Source organism: Caulobacter sp. ErkDOM-E, assembly GCF_048541895.1.
GTDB lineage: Bacteria > Pseudomonadota > Alphaproteobacteria > Caulobacterales > Caulobacteraceae > Caulobacter.
Genome location: NZ_CP183331.1, coordinates 3,022,786 through 3,040,858, shown reverse-complemented (window position 1 = coordinate 3,040,858; position 18,073 = coordinate 3,022,786). Strand labels below are relative to the sequence as shown.

20 protein-coding genes are annotated in these 18,073 nt (G+C 64.8%); 10 read left to right on the top strand and 10 right to left on the bottom strand.

Features of this window, described 5'->3' with window-relative positions; genetic code table 11:
- The first annotated feature begins 63 nt into the window (after positions 1–63).
- Together ACN2C7_RS15010 and ACN2C7_RS15005 are read left to right on the top strand one after the other, a co-directional pair.
- A complete protein-coding gene (locus tag ACN2C7_RS15010) occupies positions 64–231 on the top strand; it encodes a hypothetical protein (protein WP_419317833.1) in 168 nt (55 codons plus the stop codon).
- A 231-nt stretch (positions 232–462) separates the two neighbouring features.
- Entirely contained in the window at positions 463–1,527 is a 1,065-nt protein-coding gene (locus tag ACN2C7_RS15005; RefSeq protein WP_419317832.1) for an alkene reductase, read from the top strand.
- Here the strand turns inward: ACN2C7_RS15005 and ACN2C7_RS15000 are convergent.
- Positions 1,524–2,108 carry a hypothetical protein gene (locus ACN2C7_RS15000; RefSeq protein WP_419317830.1) on the bottom strand — a complete coding sequence of 195 codons (585 nt, stop codon included), beginning with the start codon at positions 2,106–2,108 and terminating at the stop codon, positions 1,524–1,526. The two genes, ACN2C7_RS15005 and ACN2C7_RS15000, sit on opposite strands and share 4 nt — an antisense overlap.
- An 84-nt stretch (positions 2,109–2,192) precedes the next feature.
- Here ACN2C7_RS15000 and ACN2C7_RS14995 point away from each other — a divergent pair, with 84 nt between their 5' ends.
- Positions 2,193–2,576 (top strand): DUF1801 domain-containing protein, encoded by a 384-nt coding sequence (locus tag ACN2C7_RS14995; protein WP_419317828.1) that lies wholly within the window; start codon positions 2,193–2,195, stop codon positions 2,574–2,576.
- Here ACN2C7_RS14995 and ACN2C7_RS14990 read toward each other — a convergent pair.
- Genes ACN2C7_RS14990 through ACN2C7_RS14980 form a run of 3 tightly spaced genes read right to left on the bottom strand, consistent with a single transcriptional unit; the run spans position 2,573 to position 4,457 of the window.
- Positions 2,573–3,019: a flagellar basal body protein gene (locus ACN2C7_RS14990; RefSeq protein ID WP_419317826.1), complete on the bottom strand. Its 447-nt coding sequence runs from the start codon at positions 3,017–3,019 to the stop codon at positions 2,573–2,575. The genes ACN2C7_RS14995 and ACN2C7_RS14990 overlap by 4 nt on opposite strands.
- A gap of 2 nt (positions 3,020–3,021) precedes the next feature.
- A complete protein-coding gene (locus ACN2C7_RS14985; protein WP_419317824.1) occupies positions 3,022–3,345 on the bottom strand; it encodes a rod-binding protein in 324 nt (107 codons plus the stop codon).
- Positions 3,345–4,457, bottom strand: coding sequence for a flagellar basal body P-ring protein FlgI (locus ACN2C7_RS14980; protein WP_419317822.1), 1,113 nt, complete (start codon positions 4,455–4,457; stop codon positions 3,345–3,347). The genes ACN2C7_RS14985 and ACN2C7_RS14980 overlap by 1 nt, the downstream gene beginning before the upstream one ends.
- A 219-nt stretch (positions 4,458–4,676) precedes the next feature.
- Between ACN2C7_RS14980 and ACN2C7_RS14975 the strand changes: the two genes are divergently transcribed.
- The gene (locus ACN2C7_RS14975) at positions 4,677–5,105 is read left to right on the top strand and encodes a flagellar assembly protein FliX (RefSeq protein WP_419252049.1); all 429 of its coding nucleotides are present in this window, start codon (positions 4,677–4,679) and stop codon (positions 5,103–5,105) included.
- A 234-nt stretch (positions 5,106–5,339) separates the two neighbouring features.
- Positions 5,340–5,768 carry an RNA polymerase-binding protein DksA gene (gene dksA / locus ACN2C7_RS14970; RefSeq protein ID WP_419317820.1) on the top strand — a complete coding sequence of 143 codons (429 nt, stop codon included), beginning with the start codon at positions 5,340–5,342 and terminating at the stop codon, positions 5,766–5,768.
- Positions 5,769–5,866: 98 nt separating this feature from the next.
- Here dksA and ACN2C7_RS14965 read toward each other — a convergent pair whose 3' ends face one another.
- Both ACN2C7_RS14965 and ACN2C7_RS14960 read right to left on the bottom strand, forming a co-directional pair.
- On the bottom strand, positions 5,867–6,715 hold the full coding sequence (locus ACN2C7_RS14965; RefSeq protein WP_419317818.1) for a universal stress protein: 849 nt from the start codon (positions 6,713–6,715) through the stop codon (positions 5,867–5,869).
- Positions 6,716–7,040: 325 nt separating this feature from the next.
- The gene (locus ACN2C7_RS14960; RefSeq protein ID WP_419317816.1) at positions 7,041–7,664 is read right to left on the bottom strand and encodes a response regulator transcription factor; all 624 of its coding nucleotides are present in this window, start codon (positions 7,662–7,664) and stop codon (positions 7,041–7,043) included.
- 268 nt (positions 7,665–7,932) lie between these two features.
- Here ACN2C7_RS14960 and ACN2C7_RS14955 point away from each other — a divergent pair, with 268 nt between their 5' ends.
- Positions 7,933–9,477 carry a methyl-accepting chemotaxis protein gene (locus ACN2C7_RS14955; protein ID WP_419321483.1) on the top strand — a complete coding sequence of 515 codons (1,545 nt, stop codon included), beginning with the start codon at positions 7,933–7,935 and terminating at the stop codon, positions 9,475–9,477.
- A gap of 113 nt (positions 9,478–9,590) precedes the next feature.
- Positions 9,591–11,531 (top strand): ATP-binding protein, encoded by a 1,941-nt coding sequence (locus tag ACN2C7_RS14950; RefSeq protein WP_419321482.1) that lies wholly within the window; start codon positions 9,591–9,593, stop codon positions 11,529–11,531.
- Between the two features lie 105 nt (positions 11,532–11,636).
- Here ACN2C7_RS14950 and ACN2C7_RS14945 read toward each other — a convergent pair whose 3' ends face one another.
- Together ACN2C7_RS14945 and ACN2C7_RS14940 are read right to left on the bottom strand one after the other, a co-directional pair.
- On the bottom strand, positions 11,637–12,251 hold the full coding sequence (locus ACN2C7_RS14945; RefSeq protein ID WP_419317814.1) for a pyridoxamine 5'-phosphate oxidase family protein: 615 nt from the start codon (positions 12,249–12,251) through the stop codon (positions 11,637–11,639).
- 57 nt (positions 12,252–12,308) lie between these two features.
- Complete coding sequence (locus tag ACN2C7_RS14940; RefSeq protein WP_419317812.1) at positions 12,309–12,671, bottom strand: response regulator; 363 nt, start codon at positions 12,669–12,671, stop codon at positions 12,309–12,311.
- A gap of 394 nt (positions 12,672–13,065) precedes the next feature.
- Here ACN2C7_RS14940 and ACN2C7_RS14935 point away from each other — a divergent pair, with 394 nt between their 5' ends.
- Both ACN2C7_RS14935 and ACN2C7_RS14930 read left to right on the top strand, forming a co-directional pair.
- Positions 13,066–13,890, top strand: coding sequence for a crotonase/enoyl-CoA hydratase family protein (locus ACN2C7_RS14935; protein ID WP_419317810.1), 825 nt, complete (start codon positions 13,066–13,068; stop codon positions 13,888–13,890).
- A gap of 4 nt (positions 13,891–13,894) precedes the next feature.
- Positions 13,895–14,548, top strand: a complete 654-nt coding sequence (locus tag ACN2C7_RS14930) for a DUF3052 domain-containing protein (protein WP_419317808.1) — start codon at positions 13,895–13,897, stop codon at positions 14,546–14,548.
- A 3-nt stretch (positions 14,549–14,551) separates the two neighbouring features.
- Here ACN2C7_RS14930 and ACN2C7_RS14925 read toward each other — a convergent pair whose 3' ends face one another.
- Positions 14,552–15,478: an oxygenase MpaB family protein gene (locus tag ACN2C7_RS14925; RefSeq protein ID WP_419317805.1), complete on the bottom strand. Its 927-nt coding sequence runs from the start codon at positions 15,476–15,478 to the stop codon at positions 14,552–14,554.
- Between the two features lie 109 nt (positions 15,479–15,587).
- Between ACN2C7_RS14925 and ACN2C7_RS14920 the strand changes: the two genes are divergently transcribed.
- Entirely contained in the window at positions 15,588–16,460 is an 873-nt protein-coding gene (locus ACN2C7_RS14920) for a DMT family transporter (RefSeq protein ID WP_419317803.1), read from the top strand.
- Between the two features lie 141 nt (positions 16,461–16,601).
- Here the strand turns inward: ACN2C7_RS14920 and ACN2C7_RS14915 are convergent, their stop codons facing one another.
- Positions 16,602–18,071 (bottom strand): flavin-containing monooxygenase, encoded by a 1,470-nt coding sequence (locus ACN2C7_RS14915; protein WP_419317801.1) that lies wholly within the window; start codon positions 18,069–18,071, stop codon positions 16,602–16,604.
- Between the last annotated feature and the right edge of the window lie 2 nt (positions 18,072–18,073).

Genomic DNA, 18,073 nt, shown 5'->3' with positions numbered 1-18,073 from the left:
CCGCCTTTGAAAGCGCCATCTTCAGCAGTGTCTGGCTCAATGGCTCCAGAAACGGAGCACATCATGAGCAAGGCCGCCAAGCCCGCCAAGGCTGACAAGCAGGAACAGGGCAAGCAGGCGATCCGTGACGCCCAAGGCGTCAAGCCGCGCAATCCGGTCGTCGACTTCATGGTGTTCATCGGCGGCGTCGGCTCGCTGATCTATGTGTTCAACACCATCGCGCCGAACTAGAGCAAAGGTCGCCATGATTGCATCATGTCGTTTGCTCTAGATTTTTTGTTTTGACGCGTTATTTCGGCGGCGAACCGGTATCCACTTCGCCGAATAACGCTCTAGGCGCGGCCACCGTCTGAAAGGGCGGCGCACGAGATTTACAGGCCAGGCCTGTTGTTTTGCTGCGATGCAGCGCCACATCAGGGTCTCGCGCCGCCGAGCGGCGCCTTTCCCTTGAGGACGGCCTCCATGCCCACGCTTTTCGACCCGCTGCGCCTCGGCGACCTGGATCTGCCCAACCGCGTGATCATGGCGCCGCTGACCCGCCTGCGCGCCGGCCCGACCCAGATCCCCAATGCGCTGATGGCCGAGTACTACGCCCAGCGCGCCAGCGCCGGCCTGATCATCTCGGAAGGCGTGCCGGTTTCGCCCCAGGGCGTCGGCTATGCCGGCGTGCCAGGCATCTGGTCGCAGGAACAGGTCGAGGGCTGGAAGCAAATCACCCGCGCCGTTCATGACAAGGGCGGCCGCATCTTCATGCAGATCTGGCATGTGGGCCGGATCTCCGACCCGTCGCTGCTGAACGGCGAGGCGCCTGTCGGACCCACGGCCATCGCGGCTAAGGGTCATGTCAGCCTGCTGCGTCCCGAGCGGCCCTATCCCACGCCGCGCGCCCTGACGACGGACGAGGTCAAGGGCGTGGTCGAGGATTTCCGCCGCGCTGCCGCCAACGCCAAGGCCGCCGGCTTCGACGGCGTCGAACTGCATGGCGCCAATGGCTATCTGCTCGACCAGTTCCTGCAGGATGGCTCCAACCAGCGTACCGATGACTATGGCGGCCCGATCGAGAACCGCGCCCGTTTGCTGCTTGAAGCCACCGACGCCGCCGTTTCGGTGTTTGGCCCGGGCCGCGTAGGCGTCCATCTGGCCCCGCGCGCCGACGCCCACGCCATGGGCGATTCAGACCTGGCCGCGACCTTCGGCTATGTGGCCAGGCAGCTGGGCCAGCGCGGCATCGCCTTCATCTGCGCCCGCGAATATCAGGGCGATGACAGCCTGGGCGTGGCGCTGAAGGCGGCGTTCGGCGGCGTCTATATCGCCAACGAGAAGTTCACCGGCGAGACCGCCAATGCGGCGGTGCAGGCCGGCCAGTACGACGCCATCGCCTTCGGCAAGGCCTATATCGCCAACCCCGACCTGGTCGAGCGCCTGCGGATCGGGGCCGAGTTGAACGCGCCGGTTCCGTCGACCTTCTATGGTCCGGACGAGAAGGGCTACACGGACTATCCGGCTCTCGAAGCCGTTCCGGCCTAGTCGCGAAGCTGGGCGATCGAGCGCCTGAGGTTCTCGCGAGCCTGGGCCTCGAAACGCAGTTTTCCCCAGTCCGACATGTAGAGGGCTTCCCGCGCCAGGAAACCCTCAAGGATCGCGGCGCGCCCCTGGCGAAAGGCCTCTTCGGGGATCTCGCGATACTCATGTCGGACGCCGGCTTCGTAGGCGTCGAAGGCGGCGATGGGCGCGGCCAGGATCGAAAGGTCCATGTCGAGGAACCGCGCCATGTCGGCGGTTTCGCCTTCGGGCAGGTCCGCGGGAATGGCGTGTCGCGCGGTCGCTTCGATCAGTCGAATGGCGCGGTCCAGGCTGTCGCCCGGAATGACGTCCTGCAGCATCGTTCGGGCGAGCACCGCGCTACGCGTCTCGTTGTCGGAGCGGCGGGGTTCATAGATCACGTCGTGCAGAACAATGGCGCAATAGACCGCCAGGGGATCGTCCAAATCACCCTCTGTCTCGGCGAAAAGGCGCAGCAGGGCCTGAGGGTGGCTCCAGCCGTGATAGCCACGATCAGGTCCCGAATGCAGCTCGGCGATTTCCGCGATCAAGGCTTCGTCGAGCAATGGCGTCTCCTGCACTAAGGCCGCTTTCCCATCCTGAAGGCCGGCTCTAGGGTTTCGTCAACCGATGGCGTGATTGGAAACAGCGTGGCGAAGGCTCAATCCGTCGAAACCTACCTCGCCGCGCTTGACCCGCCCTCGCGGCTGGCTGTCGATGCGCTGCGCCACCTCGTCGTCACCGCACATCCCGGCCTGACCGAAGAGATCAAATGGAACGCGCCCAGCTTCGCCCATGACGGCCAGGATCGCGTCACCCTGGGTCTGGACAGGAAGGGCGGCTATCGGATCGTGCTGCATCGCGGGGCCAAGCCCCTGGACGCCAGCGACTTTTGCTTCGCGGACGACGACAAGCTGGCCAAGTGGCCGGCTCCGGATCGCGGCGTCGTCACCCTGAAGGATCTGGCAGAGATCAACGCCGGGGGCGCAGCGATCTCGCGGCTGATCGCCCGCTGGGTCGAAGCGACCCGCTAGGCCTTCTTGTTCAGCGTGATGGCGGTGCCGCTGGAGACCGGATTGTTCATCCGCGCGCCGGCGCCATAGCCCGAGGCGGGCGCGCGCTGGTTGGCGATCTCCTCGGCCACGGCTTTCACCAGGCCTTCGGTCACGGTGCGGGCGGCGTTGAGGGCGCGCGCCTGGCGGGCCAGGACAGCGTCGAAGGCCTCGGTGGCGCGGATCAGGCGCAGGCGCAGGGCGGCGTCGGCGCTGGAGATCAGGGCGATATTGGCCCGCACCCGCGCCGACTCGTGCCGGTAGAGATTGGCCAGCTTGGCCGTTTCCTCGACATACTGGGCCGCGTCCTGCGGACGGCGGGCTTCGAAGGCTGTGGCCTCCTTGGCGATCAGGTCGGTCAGGCGCTCGGTCAGGATGACCAGCTGGTCGACGCGGTCGTTGGGATCGTGTGCGGCGAGGGCCATGACTAGTCCTTCAACCCTTGAAGCTTGAGCATTTCACGCTGGACGGTGCTGGCCAGGCCGACGCCGCCGGCCTTGGAGACTTCCTTGGCCATCGACTCGGTGAGCAGCGACTTGAACATGTCCTCGGCCTGACCGCCGCCGAACGGCGCGGCGGTTTTCACGCCGGCGAACATCGACTGCATCATCACCGACAGGAACGAGGCCTCGAACTTCTCGGACGTTTCCTTGATCTGGCCGCGCTTGAGCAGTTCGGCGCTCGAGGCGGGCGCTGTGGTCGAGGCCTGCAGATTGGTGATCGGGGGAGAGGTCAGGGTCAGGGCGCTCATCACATCACCTCGATATCGGCTTGCAGGGCCCCGGCGGCCTTCACCGCCTGCAGGATCGAGATCATGTCGCGCGGGGTCACGCCCAGGGCGTTGAGTCCGCCGACCAGGCTCTTGAGCGAAGCGCCGCTGCTGAGCGTGATCAGTTTCTTGCCCTTTTCCTCGTCGACACTGACGGCAGATTGCGGAACCACGGCGGTCTGGCCTTGGCTGAACGGGGCGGGCTGGCTGACGGCCGGGCTCTCCTGGACCGAGATGGTCAGATTGCCCTGGGCGATGGCCACCTGGCTGATGCGGACATCGTCACCCATCACGATCACGCCCGACACCTCGTCGATGATCACCTTGGCCGGGCCGTCGGGCTCGACCTGCAGGTTCTCGATGGCGGTGATGAAGCTGATCATGTCCATGCCGGCTGGCGGGCGCACGGCGACGATGGTCGGGTTCTGGGCCTGGGCGCTGCGGGGGAACTGGCCGTTGATGGCGTCGGCGATGCGGCGCGAGGTGGTGAAGTCGGGATTGCGCAGGGTCATGCGCAGCTCGCCCATATTGACCATCTGGAAGCCGGTTTCCCGCTCGATGATGCCGCCGGCGGCGATGCGGCCGGCCGTGGGCACGCCCTTGGACACCGAGCTGCCCGAAGCGCCGCCGGCCGAGACCGATCCGGTCTGCACGCTGCCCTGGGCCACGGCATAGGTCTGGCCGTCCGCGCCCTGCAGGCTGGTGACCAGCAGGGTGCCGCCCAGCAGGTTCTTGGCGTCGCCCAGGGTGGAGACGCTGACATCCACCTTTGCGCCCGGCGCCGCGAAGGCCGGCAGGTTGGCGGTGACCATCACCGAGGCGACGTTCTTGGTGTTCAGATTGGCGTCGCGCACATTGACGCCCTGACGCTCCAGCATGGCCTCAAGGCTCTGCTTGGTCATCGGGGCGTTGCGCAGGCTGTCGCCCGAACCGTTCAGGCCCACGACGATGCCGTAGCCGATCAATTGGTTGTCGCGCACGCCCTCGAACGAGACGATGTCCTTGATCCGTGACTTGGCGAACGCGGGGCCCCCCACCAGGGCGCAGGCCGTGGCGATGAGGGCGAAAGCGGTGCGCAGACGTAAACGCGACATGGCTATCCTGACGTGGGGAGACGTCCCCATGCCGACCCATGCCAAAAGCGGGCCAATCTCAAAGGCTTGAGTCGTAAGGCTTTGTGCGTTTTGACGCAGGCCCCAGGGCGCCCTTGGGCAGAATCTGCCCGGCATTAACCATACTTCAAGCGCCAGACTGGATTATGGGGAGGTGGCGAGAACTGTGACTCGCTTCACGGACTATGGAGCAGCTTACCCATGAAGGTTTCGAGCACGGGGAGCGTAGGCGCGAGCGGCGCATCGCGGGCCAAGGCTTCGGGAAGCGGCGCCAGCTTTTCACTGCCTTCGGTCAATGGCGCCAGCGGCGCGGCCAGTGTGGCCCAGGCGGGCGGCGTGGCCGGGATCGGTTCTCTGGATGCGCTTCTGGCCCTGCAGGCCATGGGCGATCCGCTGGAGCGCCGCAAGCGCGCGGTCAAGCGCGCCGACGGCATTCTCGACATTCTGGGTGAGGTCAAGATCGCGCTGCTCGACGGCGATGTCTCGACCGCCACCCTCGATCGGCTGACCCGCGCCATCCGCGAGCAGCGCGATTCGACGGATGATCCCCGGCTCGAGGGCGTGCTCAACGAGATCGAGACGCGGGCGGCGGTGGAAAAAGCCAAGCTCGAACAGGCGCGGGGCGGCTGATGGTCAGGCGGCGACCACGGACGATATCCACGGGCGCGCCATCAGCGAATTCAAGATGTTGCGCGTCGCGGTTTGGCGCGTTTCTGGCCAAGTCACAGGCCGGGTTTGAAGCCGAACGCGCGAGTGGAGCGCGCCTGAACGCCCCACTCACGCGAGGTTCATTGAACGCGGCTATTCTTTTGGTATAAGCACCCGGCCTGTCCAAGGCTGAGTTCATCGGGGCGTGAGGCGTTAATGCAAACGGCCACTGTTCTAGTCGATCCGAAGACCTATCGCCCTTCCGAGGGCGAAGAGTTTATGAATGCGCGTCAGCTTGAGTACTTCAAGGGCAAGCTGAACGAATGGAAGGATGAGATCCTTCGCGAATCTCGCGAAACGGTGGCTCACCTCCAGAAAGAAACCGAAAATCACGCCGATCTGGCCGATCGCGCGTCTTCGGAAACTGATCGGGCGCTTGAACTGCGCACCCGCGACCGCCAGCGCAAGCTGATCTCGAAAATCGACCAGGCCCTGCGCCGCATCGAAGACGGATCTTACGGCTATTGCGAGGAAACGGGCGAACCGATCGGCCTGGCCCGGCTGGATGCTCGCCCCACGGCGACGCTCAGCCTGGAAGCCCAGGAACGTCACGAGCGCCGCGAACGCGTGCACCGCGACGACTGACGGCCTTCACCGGCCTATGTGTTTTGAAGCGGCCTCGGGCGAAAGCCCGGGGCCGTTTTTCGTTTGAGGAGCAGGCCCCGCCCCAAGCCGATGTATCCTTAGTGCGAGAGCAGCATGGGGACCGGAAGATGATTGAGCATGTGTTCGGTCGCTCCGCCCAAGAAAAACTCCCTTGCCCGCGAATGGCCATAGGCTCCCATGACGAAAAGCCCGGGACGGTTCGCTGCGACATAGTCCGAAAACACGACCCCTGTTCGACGTCCATCGCCGTCTATCTCTTCGGCCACGGCGCTTATGCCGTGGGCTCTAAGATGCCGCACGACGTCCCGGCCCGAGCCCGAGCCGGTGGACGCTTTGTCATTTGTCACGGTGAGCACCGTGATCTCACGAGCTTTCCGAAGGATCGGCATGGCGTCGGCCATGGCGCGCGCCGCCGTGCGGCTCCCATCCCAGGCAAGCACAACGGTATTCGGACCGCTGAGTGGCAGATCCGCGTTCCCCGGGCAGAAGGTTAGAACAGGGCGTCCTGACCCAAAGGCGACGGCCTCAAGGACAGCGCGCTGACCGTCCGACTGGGAAGCAACAGGTACGATACACAGGTCGCGCGTCCGAGACCGCTCAGCAACATAGGCCGCGACAGCGTAGAGGTCAGCTTTTGCGTGGATAGCCTCGCCCAAAACGCCCAATTCGCGAGCCTTTGATGTGAACGTCGCAAGCGCCGCGACGCAGAACTCGCGGCTCTTTCGCTCCTCTTCCGCCGCCATGTGGCTGAGGCCGATCACATAGTTAGCCAGACGATTCTTTGGAGGCTGGATGTCCACCTCAACCGCGATAGCTGACAACACCCCGCCAACCGAGGCGACAAATCGCACGGCCTGATCGATCGCCTCAGTCGAAGTCGCTTCGGGGTAAGCGTCAAGATGAAGTACAATGTCCTGCAGCGGCATGATTTTGTCTCCACAAAGCGTGGATAGACTTTGGACGCTGGGGATTTTCGGACTTTGATCTAAGTCAAAACTTCCAGCTGCACACGAGCAGCGGACTACCACTTAGCGGGGCTCCGGCCAGGGTCCGCTTTCCACCTTTCACGGACCTTGGCAGCGTCCGCTTGCGGGCCATGGGTCGAAGGTCCTGTTTCGGGTCGCGACCTGATTTCCGCTCCCGACCCATAGCGGACACAAGTGGCGTTGGCTTAGGGCGCCGCCCTACTAGAGCGCAGGAGGCTGCCCTCTTGCTGGTCCTTTCACGCGAGGCAGCGGCTCCAAACACCGCTCAGGCTTGCAGCAAACCTGCTTCTGAGCCGCGCAGTTTCCGCATCGCTTCAGTCCGGTTCTTGGCTCCTGCGGCGCTCAGAATGGCGCGAACATCGAGCTTGACGCTCGCCAGTGACATCCCAAGCTTGCGGGAGATCTCTTTATTGGTCAGCCCCTGACCTAGCGCTTGAAGGACTTCGATCTGGCGGGGTGTAAGGGTGGTCCGGGCTGCTGCCCCCCTGGACCCGAGGTCGTCATCGTCAACATCTCCAAAGCACGGGAAGTACTCGCCGCCTTCCAGCACCACCTTCAACGCCGCCAAAACCAGACCCGGCGACGAGGTCTTGGGGATCAGCCCCGCGAAGCCGGCGCGATAGGCCAGTCGAGCAAGGATCGTGTTCTTTTCCGGAACAACCAGAATGCGATACTTGGCTTTCAGGACGGCTGTCGAGGCGATCCATGCTGCCGGTTCTGCCGAAGCGGGCAGGTCAAGTAAGAGCAAATCGGGGTCTGAAGAGGGCGTCTGGAGAAGAGCGCTGACGTCTGAGACGGTTTCCACCAGACTCGCCTTTAGTCCCTCGCTGATCTGGGCCTCCAGCGCTTGGAGGCATAAAACCTGATTGCTAACAATCTTAACATGCATAAATTTGAGCGCCCCCCTTTTCGCTCATTTAGTGGCTTTCGTCGCACCTAACAATGTTGTTTCATATTCTACTATCAATGAGTCAGGATATTTACCCTAGGTAAGCCATTAATATTACCATCTAAATGGCTAGCCACTTGGATAGGCCAATTATGCATTGGATTTTATCAGAAAATTCGCCGAAAAATGTCGCTCTAGACTTGGCTTCTTTTGTTCGACGCCGCTTGGCTGCCGGATCGCGACTACGGGCGATCGATTGGAGTTTTTGATGTCCGGATCGAATATGATCGCAGAGCGGCTAAGTTTCATTGGGCTCGATCAAGAGGCGCAGCAAAATCTCCGGAGGCTCAAGCCTGTTATTCTGGCCAATCTACCCACGGCGATGGATCGCTTCTACCGGCAGGTGCGCGCCTTTGCGCACCCTCGATCCTTCTTCGCCGATGATGACCGCATCGAAGCGGCCAAGAGCCTGCAGATCGGTCATTGGGACAAGATCACCAACGCCCAATTCGACGCGGGCTATGTCGACGCTGTCTCTAAGGTTGGAGAGGTGCACGCCCGGATCGGGCTTGAGCCGCGTTGGTATATCGGCGGCTACGCGGTGCTGCTTGACGCCCTAATCACACGGATTATCCAAGAGCGGTGGCCCCAGGCTGGATTTGGCGCTCGGCGGGGGGCGGACGGACAACAGATCGCTGCGGAAATTGGCGCCTTAGTCAAGGCGACGTTGCTCGACATCGATTATGGGATATCGGCCTATCTACAAGCCGTTGAAGAGGCCCGAAAGCGCGCCGAGGCGCGGGTCTTGGAGGCTGAGCGGGCGCAGGTCGTCGCCCGGGTCGGTGAAGGTATGACCGCGCTCGCGGCGGGCGACCTGACCTTCCAGATGACAAGTGAAGTTCCGCCAGAGTACGGGCAGTTGCGGTCGGATTTCAACGCCGCCGTCGAACGTCTTCGCCAGGTCATCGGCGTACTGACGCGGAGCGTCAGCGGCATAGCCGAGACCAGCGACAACATCGCCAAAGACTCTGGCGACCTGGCGCGCCGCACCGAGCAGCAGTCCGCGAGCCTGGAAGAGACCGCCGCAGCCTTGGACCAGATCACCTCGGCCGTCCATGCGACGGCGACAGGCGCCAAGACCGCCAGCGAGGTGGTCGCGGTGACCAAGGCCGAAGCGTTGCGCTCCGGGGAGGTGGTGGCGCGCGCCGTGACGGCCGTGGGCGCGATCGAGGCCTCCTCCAAGGAAGTGGCGCAGATTATTGGCGTCATTGATGAGATCGCCTTCCAAACCAATCTCTTAGCGCTAAACGCCGGGGTCGAGGCCGCCCGCGCTGGCGATGCTGGGCGGGGGTTTGCGGTCGTTGCGCAGGAAGTGCGAGCCTTGGCCCAACGCTCGGCGACCGCCGCCAAGGAAATCAAGGCCCTGATCTCGACCTCATCTGAGCAGGTCAAGGAGGGCGTTGGTCTTGTGGGTGAGACGGGGAGCATCCTTCGCTCCATCGTGGAGCGCGTGGGCCAGGTCGATACGCTTGTCTCGGAGATTTCAGCGTCGGCCTACGAGCAGTCTATCAGCCTGGCCCAGGTCAACCAGGCCATTAATCACATGGACCAGGGAGTCCAGCAGAACGCGGCGATGGTCGAGCAGTCTTTAGTCGCCACCCAGGGCCTGCTGCGCGAAATCGCAGCCCTCGACGAACTGACCACCCATTTCAAGCTGAGCGCCGCAGCCGATGCGGTCAGCTATGGCGGTGACAAGGTCGCGCCCGACGCTGGCCCACGTCGAATAGCGGGCGAAATTCGGCGCGCGGTCTAGGCCGTGGGCGCGGTTATCGCGTCGAACCGCGCAGAGTGGAGGCGGTAAGCTACGCGCCTTGGTCCTTTTTTGCGCGGGGCGGAGCGCTATTTTTGGAAGAGCTTTGAGTGTCGATGTCGCATGGCGTTCCACAATCCCTCCCCGCCGAAGTGCTGCGCGGCGTCTTTGCAATCTCTTCCGAAGCGATCGTCGTCACCGACAATCACAGCCGCATCTTGATGTTCAGTGTCGGGGCCGAGGCGATCTTTGGCTACCGCAGCGATGAGATGATCGGCCAGCCGGTCGAGCGCCTGATGCCCGACCGCTTTCGCGCCACACATGCTCGCCACGTGGAGCAGTTCGCTACCGAGCCGCGCCAGAGCATGCCCATGCGTGAGCGAGGTCAGATCGTCGGGCGGCGCAAAACCGGCGAGGAGTTCCTGATCGAGGCCTCGCTGTCGAAGGTCGCGACCGCCGAGGGGCTTCTCTTTACGACGATCATTCGCGACGTGACCTCGCGCCGCCAGACCCTGGACCGCATCGTCCGCTCTGAAGAGCGGCTCAACATCGCCATTCAAAGCGCAGATTTGCACGTCTTCGAGATCGATTTCACCAACCAGACGATCTTCAAGGCAGGGTCGGAGGATGTGTTCTTCGAGCGACCTCTGACCTACGACGACGTCATTCAGAATGTCTGGTGCGGGGTGCGAGCCGACTATCGCCCCCTGGCGAAAGCGGCCTGGCGTCGCCACCGACGCACCGGTGAGACCTTCCGGTTTGAAGGTCCCGTGGCGCGCAGCGACGGTCGCGAGGTCTGGGCCGCCTTCACCGCAGAACTGATCGCGGATCCAAACGGACAGCCCCTACGCCTAATCGGCGCAGTTCAGGACGTCACAGCGCGCCGCGCGGCCACGACGGCCATGGCCGAGGCGGTCGCCGCCGCAGAGGCCGCCAACGACGCCAAGAGCGCATTTCTGGCGACGATGAGTCATGAAATCCGAACCCCGCTCAATGGCGTTCTGGGCATGGCCCAGGCCATGACGCGCGAGCCCTTGTCTGCTCAGCAGCAGGAGCGGCTCGACGTCATCCGCCAGTCCGGTGAGGCGTTGCTTGCCATCCTCAACGACGTGCTTGATCTGTCAAAGATTGAAGCGGGTCGATTGGAGCTTGAGGAGATCGCCTTCGATCTGGGCGATCTGGTCCGCGGAGCCCAGGCCACATTCACATCGCTGGCGAACAAGAAGGGGCTGTCCTTTTCGCTGAACATCGGGCCGGCGATGGGCGTCTATGTCGGAGACCCGACGCGCGTGCGGCAGATCCTCTACAATCTACTCTCCAATGCGCTGAAGTTCACCGACGTCGGAGAGGTTCGCGTCGAGGTGACGTGTGGCGAGACCTGCTTGGAACTGCGGGTGATCGACACCGGCATCGGCATGTCCGAAGAGACCATGGCCCATCTCTTTGCGCCCTTTAGTCAGGCGGACTCGTCGATGACCCGTCGTTTCGGCGGCACCGGTCTTGGGCTGGCGATCAGCCGTCAACTGGCCGGAATGATGGGTGGAGACATCTCCGCCACGAGCACACCGGGCGCCGGTTCGGCCTTCACTGTGCGACTTCCCCTCAGCCGGGTCGCCGACGGTTCGGTCGAGCGTGGCGAGGCGGCCACGTTGCCGGCGCGCCCCAGCGCCATGGCGTCAAAGCCCATCCGGATTCTCGTCGCCGAGGACAACCCGACCAATCAGCTGGTCCTCAAGGCCCTGCTCCATCAGGTCGGCCTTGATCCGGTCGTCGTCGACAATGGCCAAAAGGCCGTTGAGGCTTGGCGTGCTGAGGCCTTCGATCTGATCCTGATGGATATTCAGATGCCGGAGCTGTCCGGCCCGGCTGCGACCAGGATGATCCGGGATGAGGAAGCCGTGCGTGCGCGCCGGACTACCCCGATCATCGCTCTAACGGCCAACGCCATGGCCCACCAGGTCGCCGCCTATCTTGCCGGGGGCATGGACGCGGTGGTGACCAAGCCGATCAATGTCGCCGATCTGTTTCAGGCGATTGACCAAGTGCTGGTCGACTAGAGCTGGCGAGCCCGTGAAGCTCCTGAGGGGATAGCTAGAGCCCCTTCAGATCGTCGTCGAGAAGGTTCCCCCTTCAGCCTTAGCCGCGCTCGCTTCCAGCCGCCCTCACCACATCGTCCTGGCCGCCCGCTCGGGCCATTCGCGGTCATAGGCCTCGCCGCCGACCTCGCCGGCCGTGACCGCCGCCAGCATGGCGCCGGGGGAGGGGATCGTGGCGGGGTCGACCTGGCTCTCGGCCTTCCACAGCCCTGACCGCACGATGGCGCGGGCGCACTGGAAATAGGCCTCCTCGACGGTGATCACCATGACCGTGCGCGGCGCCTTGCCGTCGATGGCGAAGCTGTCCAGCAGGTCGGGATCGGCGCTGATCATCGCCCGGCCATTGACCCGGAAGGTTGTGCCCGAGCCGGGGATCAGGAACAGCAGTGCGACCCTCGGGTCACGGACCACATTGCGCAGGCTGTCGATACGGTTGTTGCCGCGCCGGTCGGGCAGGATCAGGGTCCGGGGATCAGCCACGCGCACAAAGCCAGGCCGGTCGCCGCGCGGGCTGCAGTCCAGACCCTCGGGGCCGATCGTCGCCAGGGCGACGAACGGTGAGGCCTCGATCAGCGCCTGATAGTGGGGTGTGATCTGGGTCGCCACCTTGACCAGCGACGCCGCGACGGGCGCAGTGTCATAGAGGGCTTCCAGCGCCTCCAGGCTGTCGATCACGCTCATCTGGCCCTCCCGTTCGATAGGCCGAGCCTAGTCACACAAGGGGAGGCGCGGAAGGCGTCAGGATGAAAAGGCCCGGGCGCAGGCCTCGGCCAGCCGCCGGGGTGATATCGGCTTGCCGACCACCGGGGGCGCGCGGCCCAGCAGCAGATCCGAATTGCCGGTCACATAGACCACGGGGATCGCGCCCAGCTGTTTGTGAATGGCCTCCACCGCTTCCACGCCCGTGCCGCCGATGATGCGGTAGTCGGCCGTGATCAGGTCGGGGGTGCGGGCCATGGCCATCGCCAGGGCGTCTTGCGGGCTTTCGGCGATGTCGAAGCTGGTGAAGCCCTGTTCGGCCAGCAAGGCCTCCACCTCGAAGGCGATCAAAATCTCGTCCTCGATGATCAGGGCATGTCGGGCTTTGATATGCACGGTCATTCGCCGATGCCTTATATTTCGTCCCTTGATGATTTCAGCGCTGACATAGAGGCTCGCGCTAGTCTCGTTTTCGTGATGCTGCAGGTGCTCACATACTCAAATCGCCCAGGATTCGCAGAGAAACCAGAGTGCGATCGACGGTTCAAATGTAAACAATCTGCATTTTTGGGTTTTGGACGCGATTTACGTAAGGTCTTGGCCCCGCGACCATTGCGTGAGCTCCTGATTTGGTAGAGCGTGCGCGCGGCCTGAGATCGGCAAATCTGGGTTCCCCCAAATTGGGGTTTGCCAGCGCCTCTATTGTGATTTCGGCGCCCCTCGAACAACCTCTGGAGGCGACGCGGCGGGCCAATCCGCGCTATGCAGGCAAAAAAGCCCGCAGGAGCGCCCGCCCATGTCGCAAGACACCCCCCTGATTCCCTCTCCGCTCATCCTGACCGAGAAGCGCGGTCACATCGCCATCCTGACCCTCAACCGTCCCGAGGCCATGAACGCCCTGGGCGCGCCCGGCGACGGCGACCAGGTGGCGGCGGCCTGCGAGGCGATCAATGACGATCAGGAGATCCGCTGCGTGATCCTGACGGGCGCGGGCCGGGCCTTCTCGGCCGGCGGCGACGTCAAGGCGATGAAGGCCCGCGAGGGCGCGTTCGGCGGCAACGGCGTTAAGGTGCGCGACGGTTATCGCAAGAACATCCACCGCATCGTCCGCGCCATCTATGGCCTGGAAGTTCCCTCGATCGCGGCCGTCAACGGCGCCGCCATCGGCCTGGGCTGCGACGTGGCCTGCATGACCGACATCCGCATCGGGGCCGACACCGCCAAGTTCGGCGTCACCTTCCTGAAGCTGGGCCTGATCCCCGGCGACGGCGGCGCCTGGCTGATGCCGCGCACCATCGGCATGAGCCGCGCCGCCGAACTGCTGTTCACCGGCGACGTCATCGACGCCGCCAAGGCCGCCGAATGGGGCCTGATCAGCAAGGCGGTTCCCGCCGACACCCTGATGGACGAGGCCATGGCCCTGGCCACCCGCATCGCTCAGCAGCCGCCGCACGCCCTGCGCATGGCCAAGAGCCTGCTCAAGCACGGCACGACCGCCAGCTATGACACCCTGATGGAGATGAGCGCGGCCGCCCAGGCCATCGCCCACCACACTGAGGACCACATGGAAGGCGTCGACGCGATCCTCGAAAAGCGCGCTCCGGTCTTCAAGGGCGCCTGAGGTCATGGGCAAGGAAGCGCGGGGCGTCTGGGGCCACCTGTCGGACGGCGACTGCGAGGGCAAGCTCCTGTGGGAGTTTCCCAAGCTGATCTTCCGCGGGGCTCATCGCGGCATCTTTCAGGGCCACGCCCTGCGCTACATCAAGGTCGAGGGCAACGATCTGGTGCTCAACGACGGCACCCGGTTCGAGCTGGAACCGGGCGAGGCCGACAAGTGGCTGTATGCCATCCTCAATCCACCGGGCCGGCTGGACAAGCTGGGCGTCAAACCCGGCCAGACGGTCGTGGTGCTGGCGCTCGAGGATGAAGAGTTCCTCGAAGAGCTGGCGACCCGCGTTGAGCCGGTCGAGGCCGAAGAGAACATCGACCTGCTGTTCCTGGGCGTCGAGGACCTGGCCGATTTCGATCAGCTGGAAGACCTGATCGGCGGCCTGGGTCCCAAGGGCGCGATCTGGATCGTGGCCCAGAAGGGCAAGGGCGCGCCGCTGAAGGACACCGAGATCCTGGCCGCCGCGCGTGGCCAGGGCCTGGTCGACACCAAGGTCTGCAGCTTCTCCAAGACCCACAGCGCCCTGCGGTTCGTCAAGCGCAAGGCGGGGCCGCTGGCGGCGTCCAAACCGGTCGAGGATGACGAGGCGGACTTCGACGACGAGGTCTGAGCCTCAGGACGCCTGGGGCAGGCCGCCCTCCGGCCGGGGCGACAGCGTCGCCAGCAGCCGCGCCTGCTCGGCGGGGCGGCGATAGAGGAAGTCGGCCGGCAGGCCCAGGCGCTGACTGGCCCGGCAGGGTGGGGAGCCTGGAATCGGGATGCGGTCGGCCAGCCTGCCGGCGGCCTTCAGCATCAGGCTGTCGATCAGGCTCAGGTCATAGTCGCGGCCCAGGGCCAGCTTCTGGCGCACGACGGGCGGCAGCAGGGAAATCGAGGCCCGCGCCAGGGCCCGGTGCAGGGCCTTGGGCGCGCTGGGCGCGGCCTGGCCCGACTGGATGATGCCGATGAACTCCTCGACGATCGGGTGCGGCTCGAAGCGGTCGACCAGCCTGTCCAGCATCATCAGAAAGTCGGCCGTAGAGCTGGGCGAATAACGCACGCCGTACAGGTGGGCGATGGGATGAGCCTCTTCATAGAAGCGGGTCTTGTCGGCCTCCGACAGGGGCGAGACGAAGCGGTCATAGGCGTTGAGAAAGCCATAGCCCGCCGTGGCGCTGACCCAGTCCAGCAGTTCGACATCCAGGGCCTTGTAGGCTTCGCCGTCGGGCGTCTGGCCGGCCACGCGGCTGTGCATGTTGGTCACGCCCTGGATCACCCGCCGCGCGGCGCTCTGCGGGCCATAGACCCCGACCATGGCCGCGATGCCGGTGCGCTTGGAGCGGCCGATGGGATCGGCCTTGTAGGTCGAATGATCCCAGACGCCGGAGCGGATGCGGGCGTCGGCGAACTCCAGCAGCACCGCCGCCACCCCGCCGATCACCAGGGCGATGGGGTTCTTGTAGACGCGCCAGTGCACCGAGCCGGGGTCCAGATAGGCCGCCTCGCCCGGTGGCGTGGCGTAGTCGATCTTCCAGCCCAGATAGGAGGACGGCGCGGTCATGGTGTTTCTCCGGCTGGAGGAAAGGTCGGTATGGGCGCTGCGGTCGCACGCTATCAGAATTGACAGGGTCTGCCCTCGCCAAGCTGCGGCGAATGCGGCAGGAAGCGCCATGAACCGCTTTGCCTTTCTCGCCCTTGTCCTGGCCGGGGTCTCCTGGGGTCTGGGCTTTCCGCTGGGCAAGCTGGTGCTGCGCGAAACCGACGCCGCCCACATGGTGCTGTTGCGCTTCGCCTCGGCGGCGGTGGTGGCGGCGCCCTTCGCCCTGATGACCGCGCAGGCGCGGGCCCTGTTCCGCTCACCGGTGGTGCTGCTGGCCGGGGCGCTCTATGGCGTGGCGTTCATGGTGCAGTTCGAGGGGCTGGCCCATGTCAGCGTCACCCTGGCGGCCCTGCTGGTCGGCGCCATGCCGGCCCTGATCGCCATCAGCGCCCGCTTCTTCGGCGAGACCGTCAGCCGGGCCTCGTGGGCGGGCGTGATCGCCGCGACCCTGGGCGCGGCCCTGATCGCCGGCAAGCCGGACGGCGCGGGCTCGCCCCTGGGCGTGGCCCTGTCGGTGGGCTCGCTGTTCATCTTCCTGGCCTGGCTGATCGTCATGCGCCGCGCGCCCAAGGTGAAGGCGCCGATGGCCATTCCGGCGGTGACGATGATCGTGGCGGCGGCGACCATCCTGCCCATCGCCCTGCTGATGCACGGCCCGCCCAGACTGGACCTCAGCCCCGTCGCCTGGGGCAGCATCATCGGTCAGGGCGTCGTGGCGACCCTGCTGGCCACGGCCGCCTGGCAGTACGGCTCTGCCCGGGTCGGCGCCGCCAGCGCCGGGGTGTTCATCAATATCGAGCCGCTGATGGGCGCGGCCATCGGCGTGATGCTGTTTGGCGACCACCTGACCGTGGCCCTGTGCGCCGGCGGCCTGCTGATCGTCGCCGGCAGCTTCGCGGTGGTGATGGGGGAGAGGAAGGCGGCGAAAGCTGCTGCGGAATAGATCCGCGCGAAAACCCCTTGTCATCCCGGGCGTACCCCGGCGAAAGCCGGGGGAAGACCCGGGACCGTGACAAACTCAGAGCTTCCGGCGGTCCCGGCTCGGCGCGCTTCGCGCTTGGCCGGGATGACAGGTTTTGGACGGCTAAGCCGCTTCCTTTGCCTTCTTCTTCTCGAACTTCATCGCCCCGTCGTCGACCTTGCCCATCTTCAGGGCCATCAGGTCGAGGGCGTAGTTCTGGTAAGCCTTCCACGGCTTCTTGACGCCCTGCTTGGGGAACTTGGCCATGGCCCGCTGGACGTAGCCCGACGAGAAATCCAGCCAGGGCTCGGCCTCCATGCCGGCCTCGTCGAGGCGCGGCACGCAGAAGGCCAGCTTGTTGCGGTCCATGTGGTTGAGCAGCTTGCAGACATACTCGCTGGTCAGGTCGGCCTTCAGAGTCCACGAAGCGTTGGTATAGCCGAAAGCCGAGGCCAGGTTGGGCACGTCGCTGAACATCATGCCCTTGTAGCTCATGGCCTTGGACAGATCGGCCACCTTGCCGTCGATCACCAGCTCCATGCCGCTGAGCAGCTGCATCTGCAGGCCCGTGGCGGTGACCACGACGTCGGCGTCGAGGGTCTTGCCGGACTTCAGTTTCAGCCCGGTCGGCGTGAAGCTGTCGATATGGTCGGTGACCACCGAGGCCTTGCCGCCCTTGAGGGCGTCGAACAGGTCGGCGTCGGGCACCAGGCACAGGCGCTGGTCCCAGGGATTGTAGCTGGGGGTGAAGTGGGTCTCGACATCGTAGTCCGGACCCAGATGGCCGCGCACCAGATCGATCAGCTGGGCCTTGGTCTTTTCCGGCTTCTTGCGGGCGATGTTGAAGAACAGCATCTGCATCAGCACGTTCTTCCAGCGCGTGATGCCATAGGCGGTCATGGCCGGCAGCTTGGCGCGCAGCCAGTTGGCGATGCCGTCCTCGGCCGGGCGCGAGACCACATAGGTGGGCGAGCGCTGCAGCATGGTCACGTGGCGGGCGGTCTTGGCCATTTCCGGCACCAGGGTGACGGCGGTGGCGCCGCTGCCGATCACCACGACGCTCTTGCCGGCATAGTCGAGGTCGGCGGGCCAGAACTGCGGATGGACGATCTTGCCGCCGAAGCTTTCGACGCCGGCGAAGTCGGGCGTGTAGCCGGCCGCATAGTCGTAGTAGCCGGCGCACATATAGAGGAAGTTGCAGCTGACGGTGACGCGCTTGCCGGCATGCTCGGCCTCGACCGTCCAGGTGGCGGTGTCGGAAGACCAGCTGGCGCGTTTGACGTGGTGGCCGTAGCGGATCTTCTTGTCGATGCCGTACTCGGTGGCGGTCTCGCGCACATAGTTCAGGATCGACGGGCCGTCGGCGATCGCCTTGGCCTGCCGCCACGGCTTGAACGAGTAGCCCAGGGTGTACATGTCGCTGTCGGAGCGGATGCCGGGATAGCGGAACAGGTCCCAGGTGCCGCCGATCGCCTCGCGGCCTTCGAGGATCGCATAGGTCTTGCCCGGGCAATTGGCCTGCAGGTGGTAGCCCGCGCCGATGCCCGACAGGCCCGCGCCCACAATAAGAACGTCGAAGTGCTCGGTCGCCATGC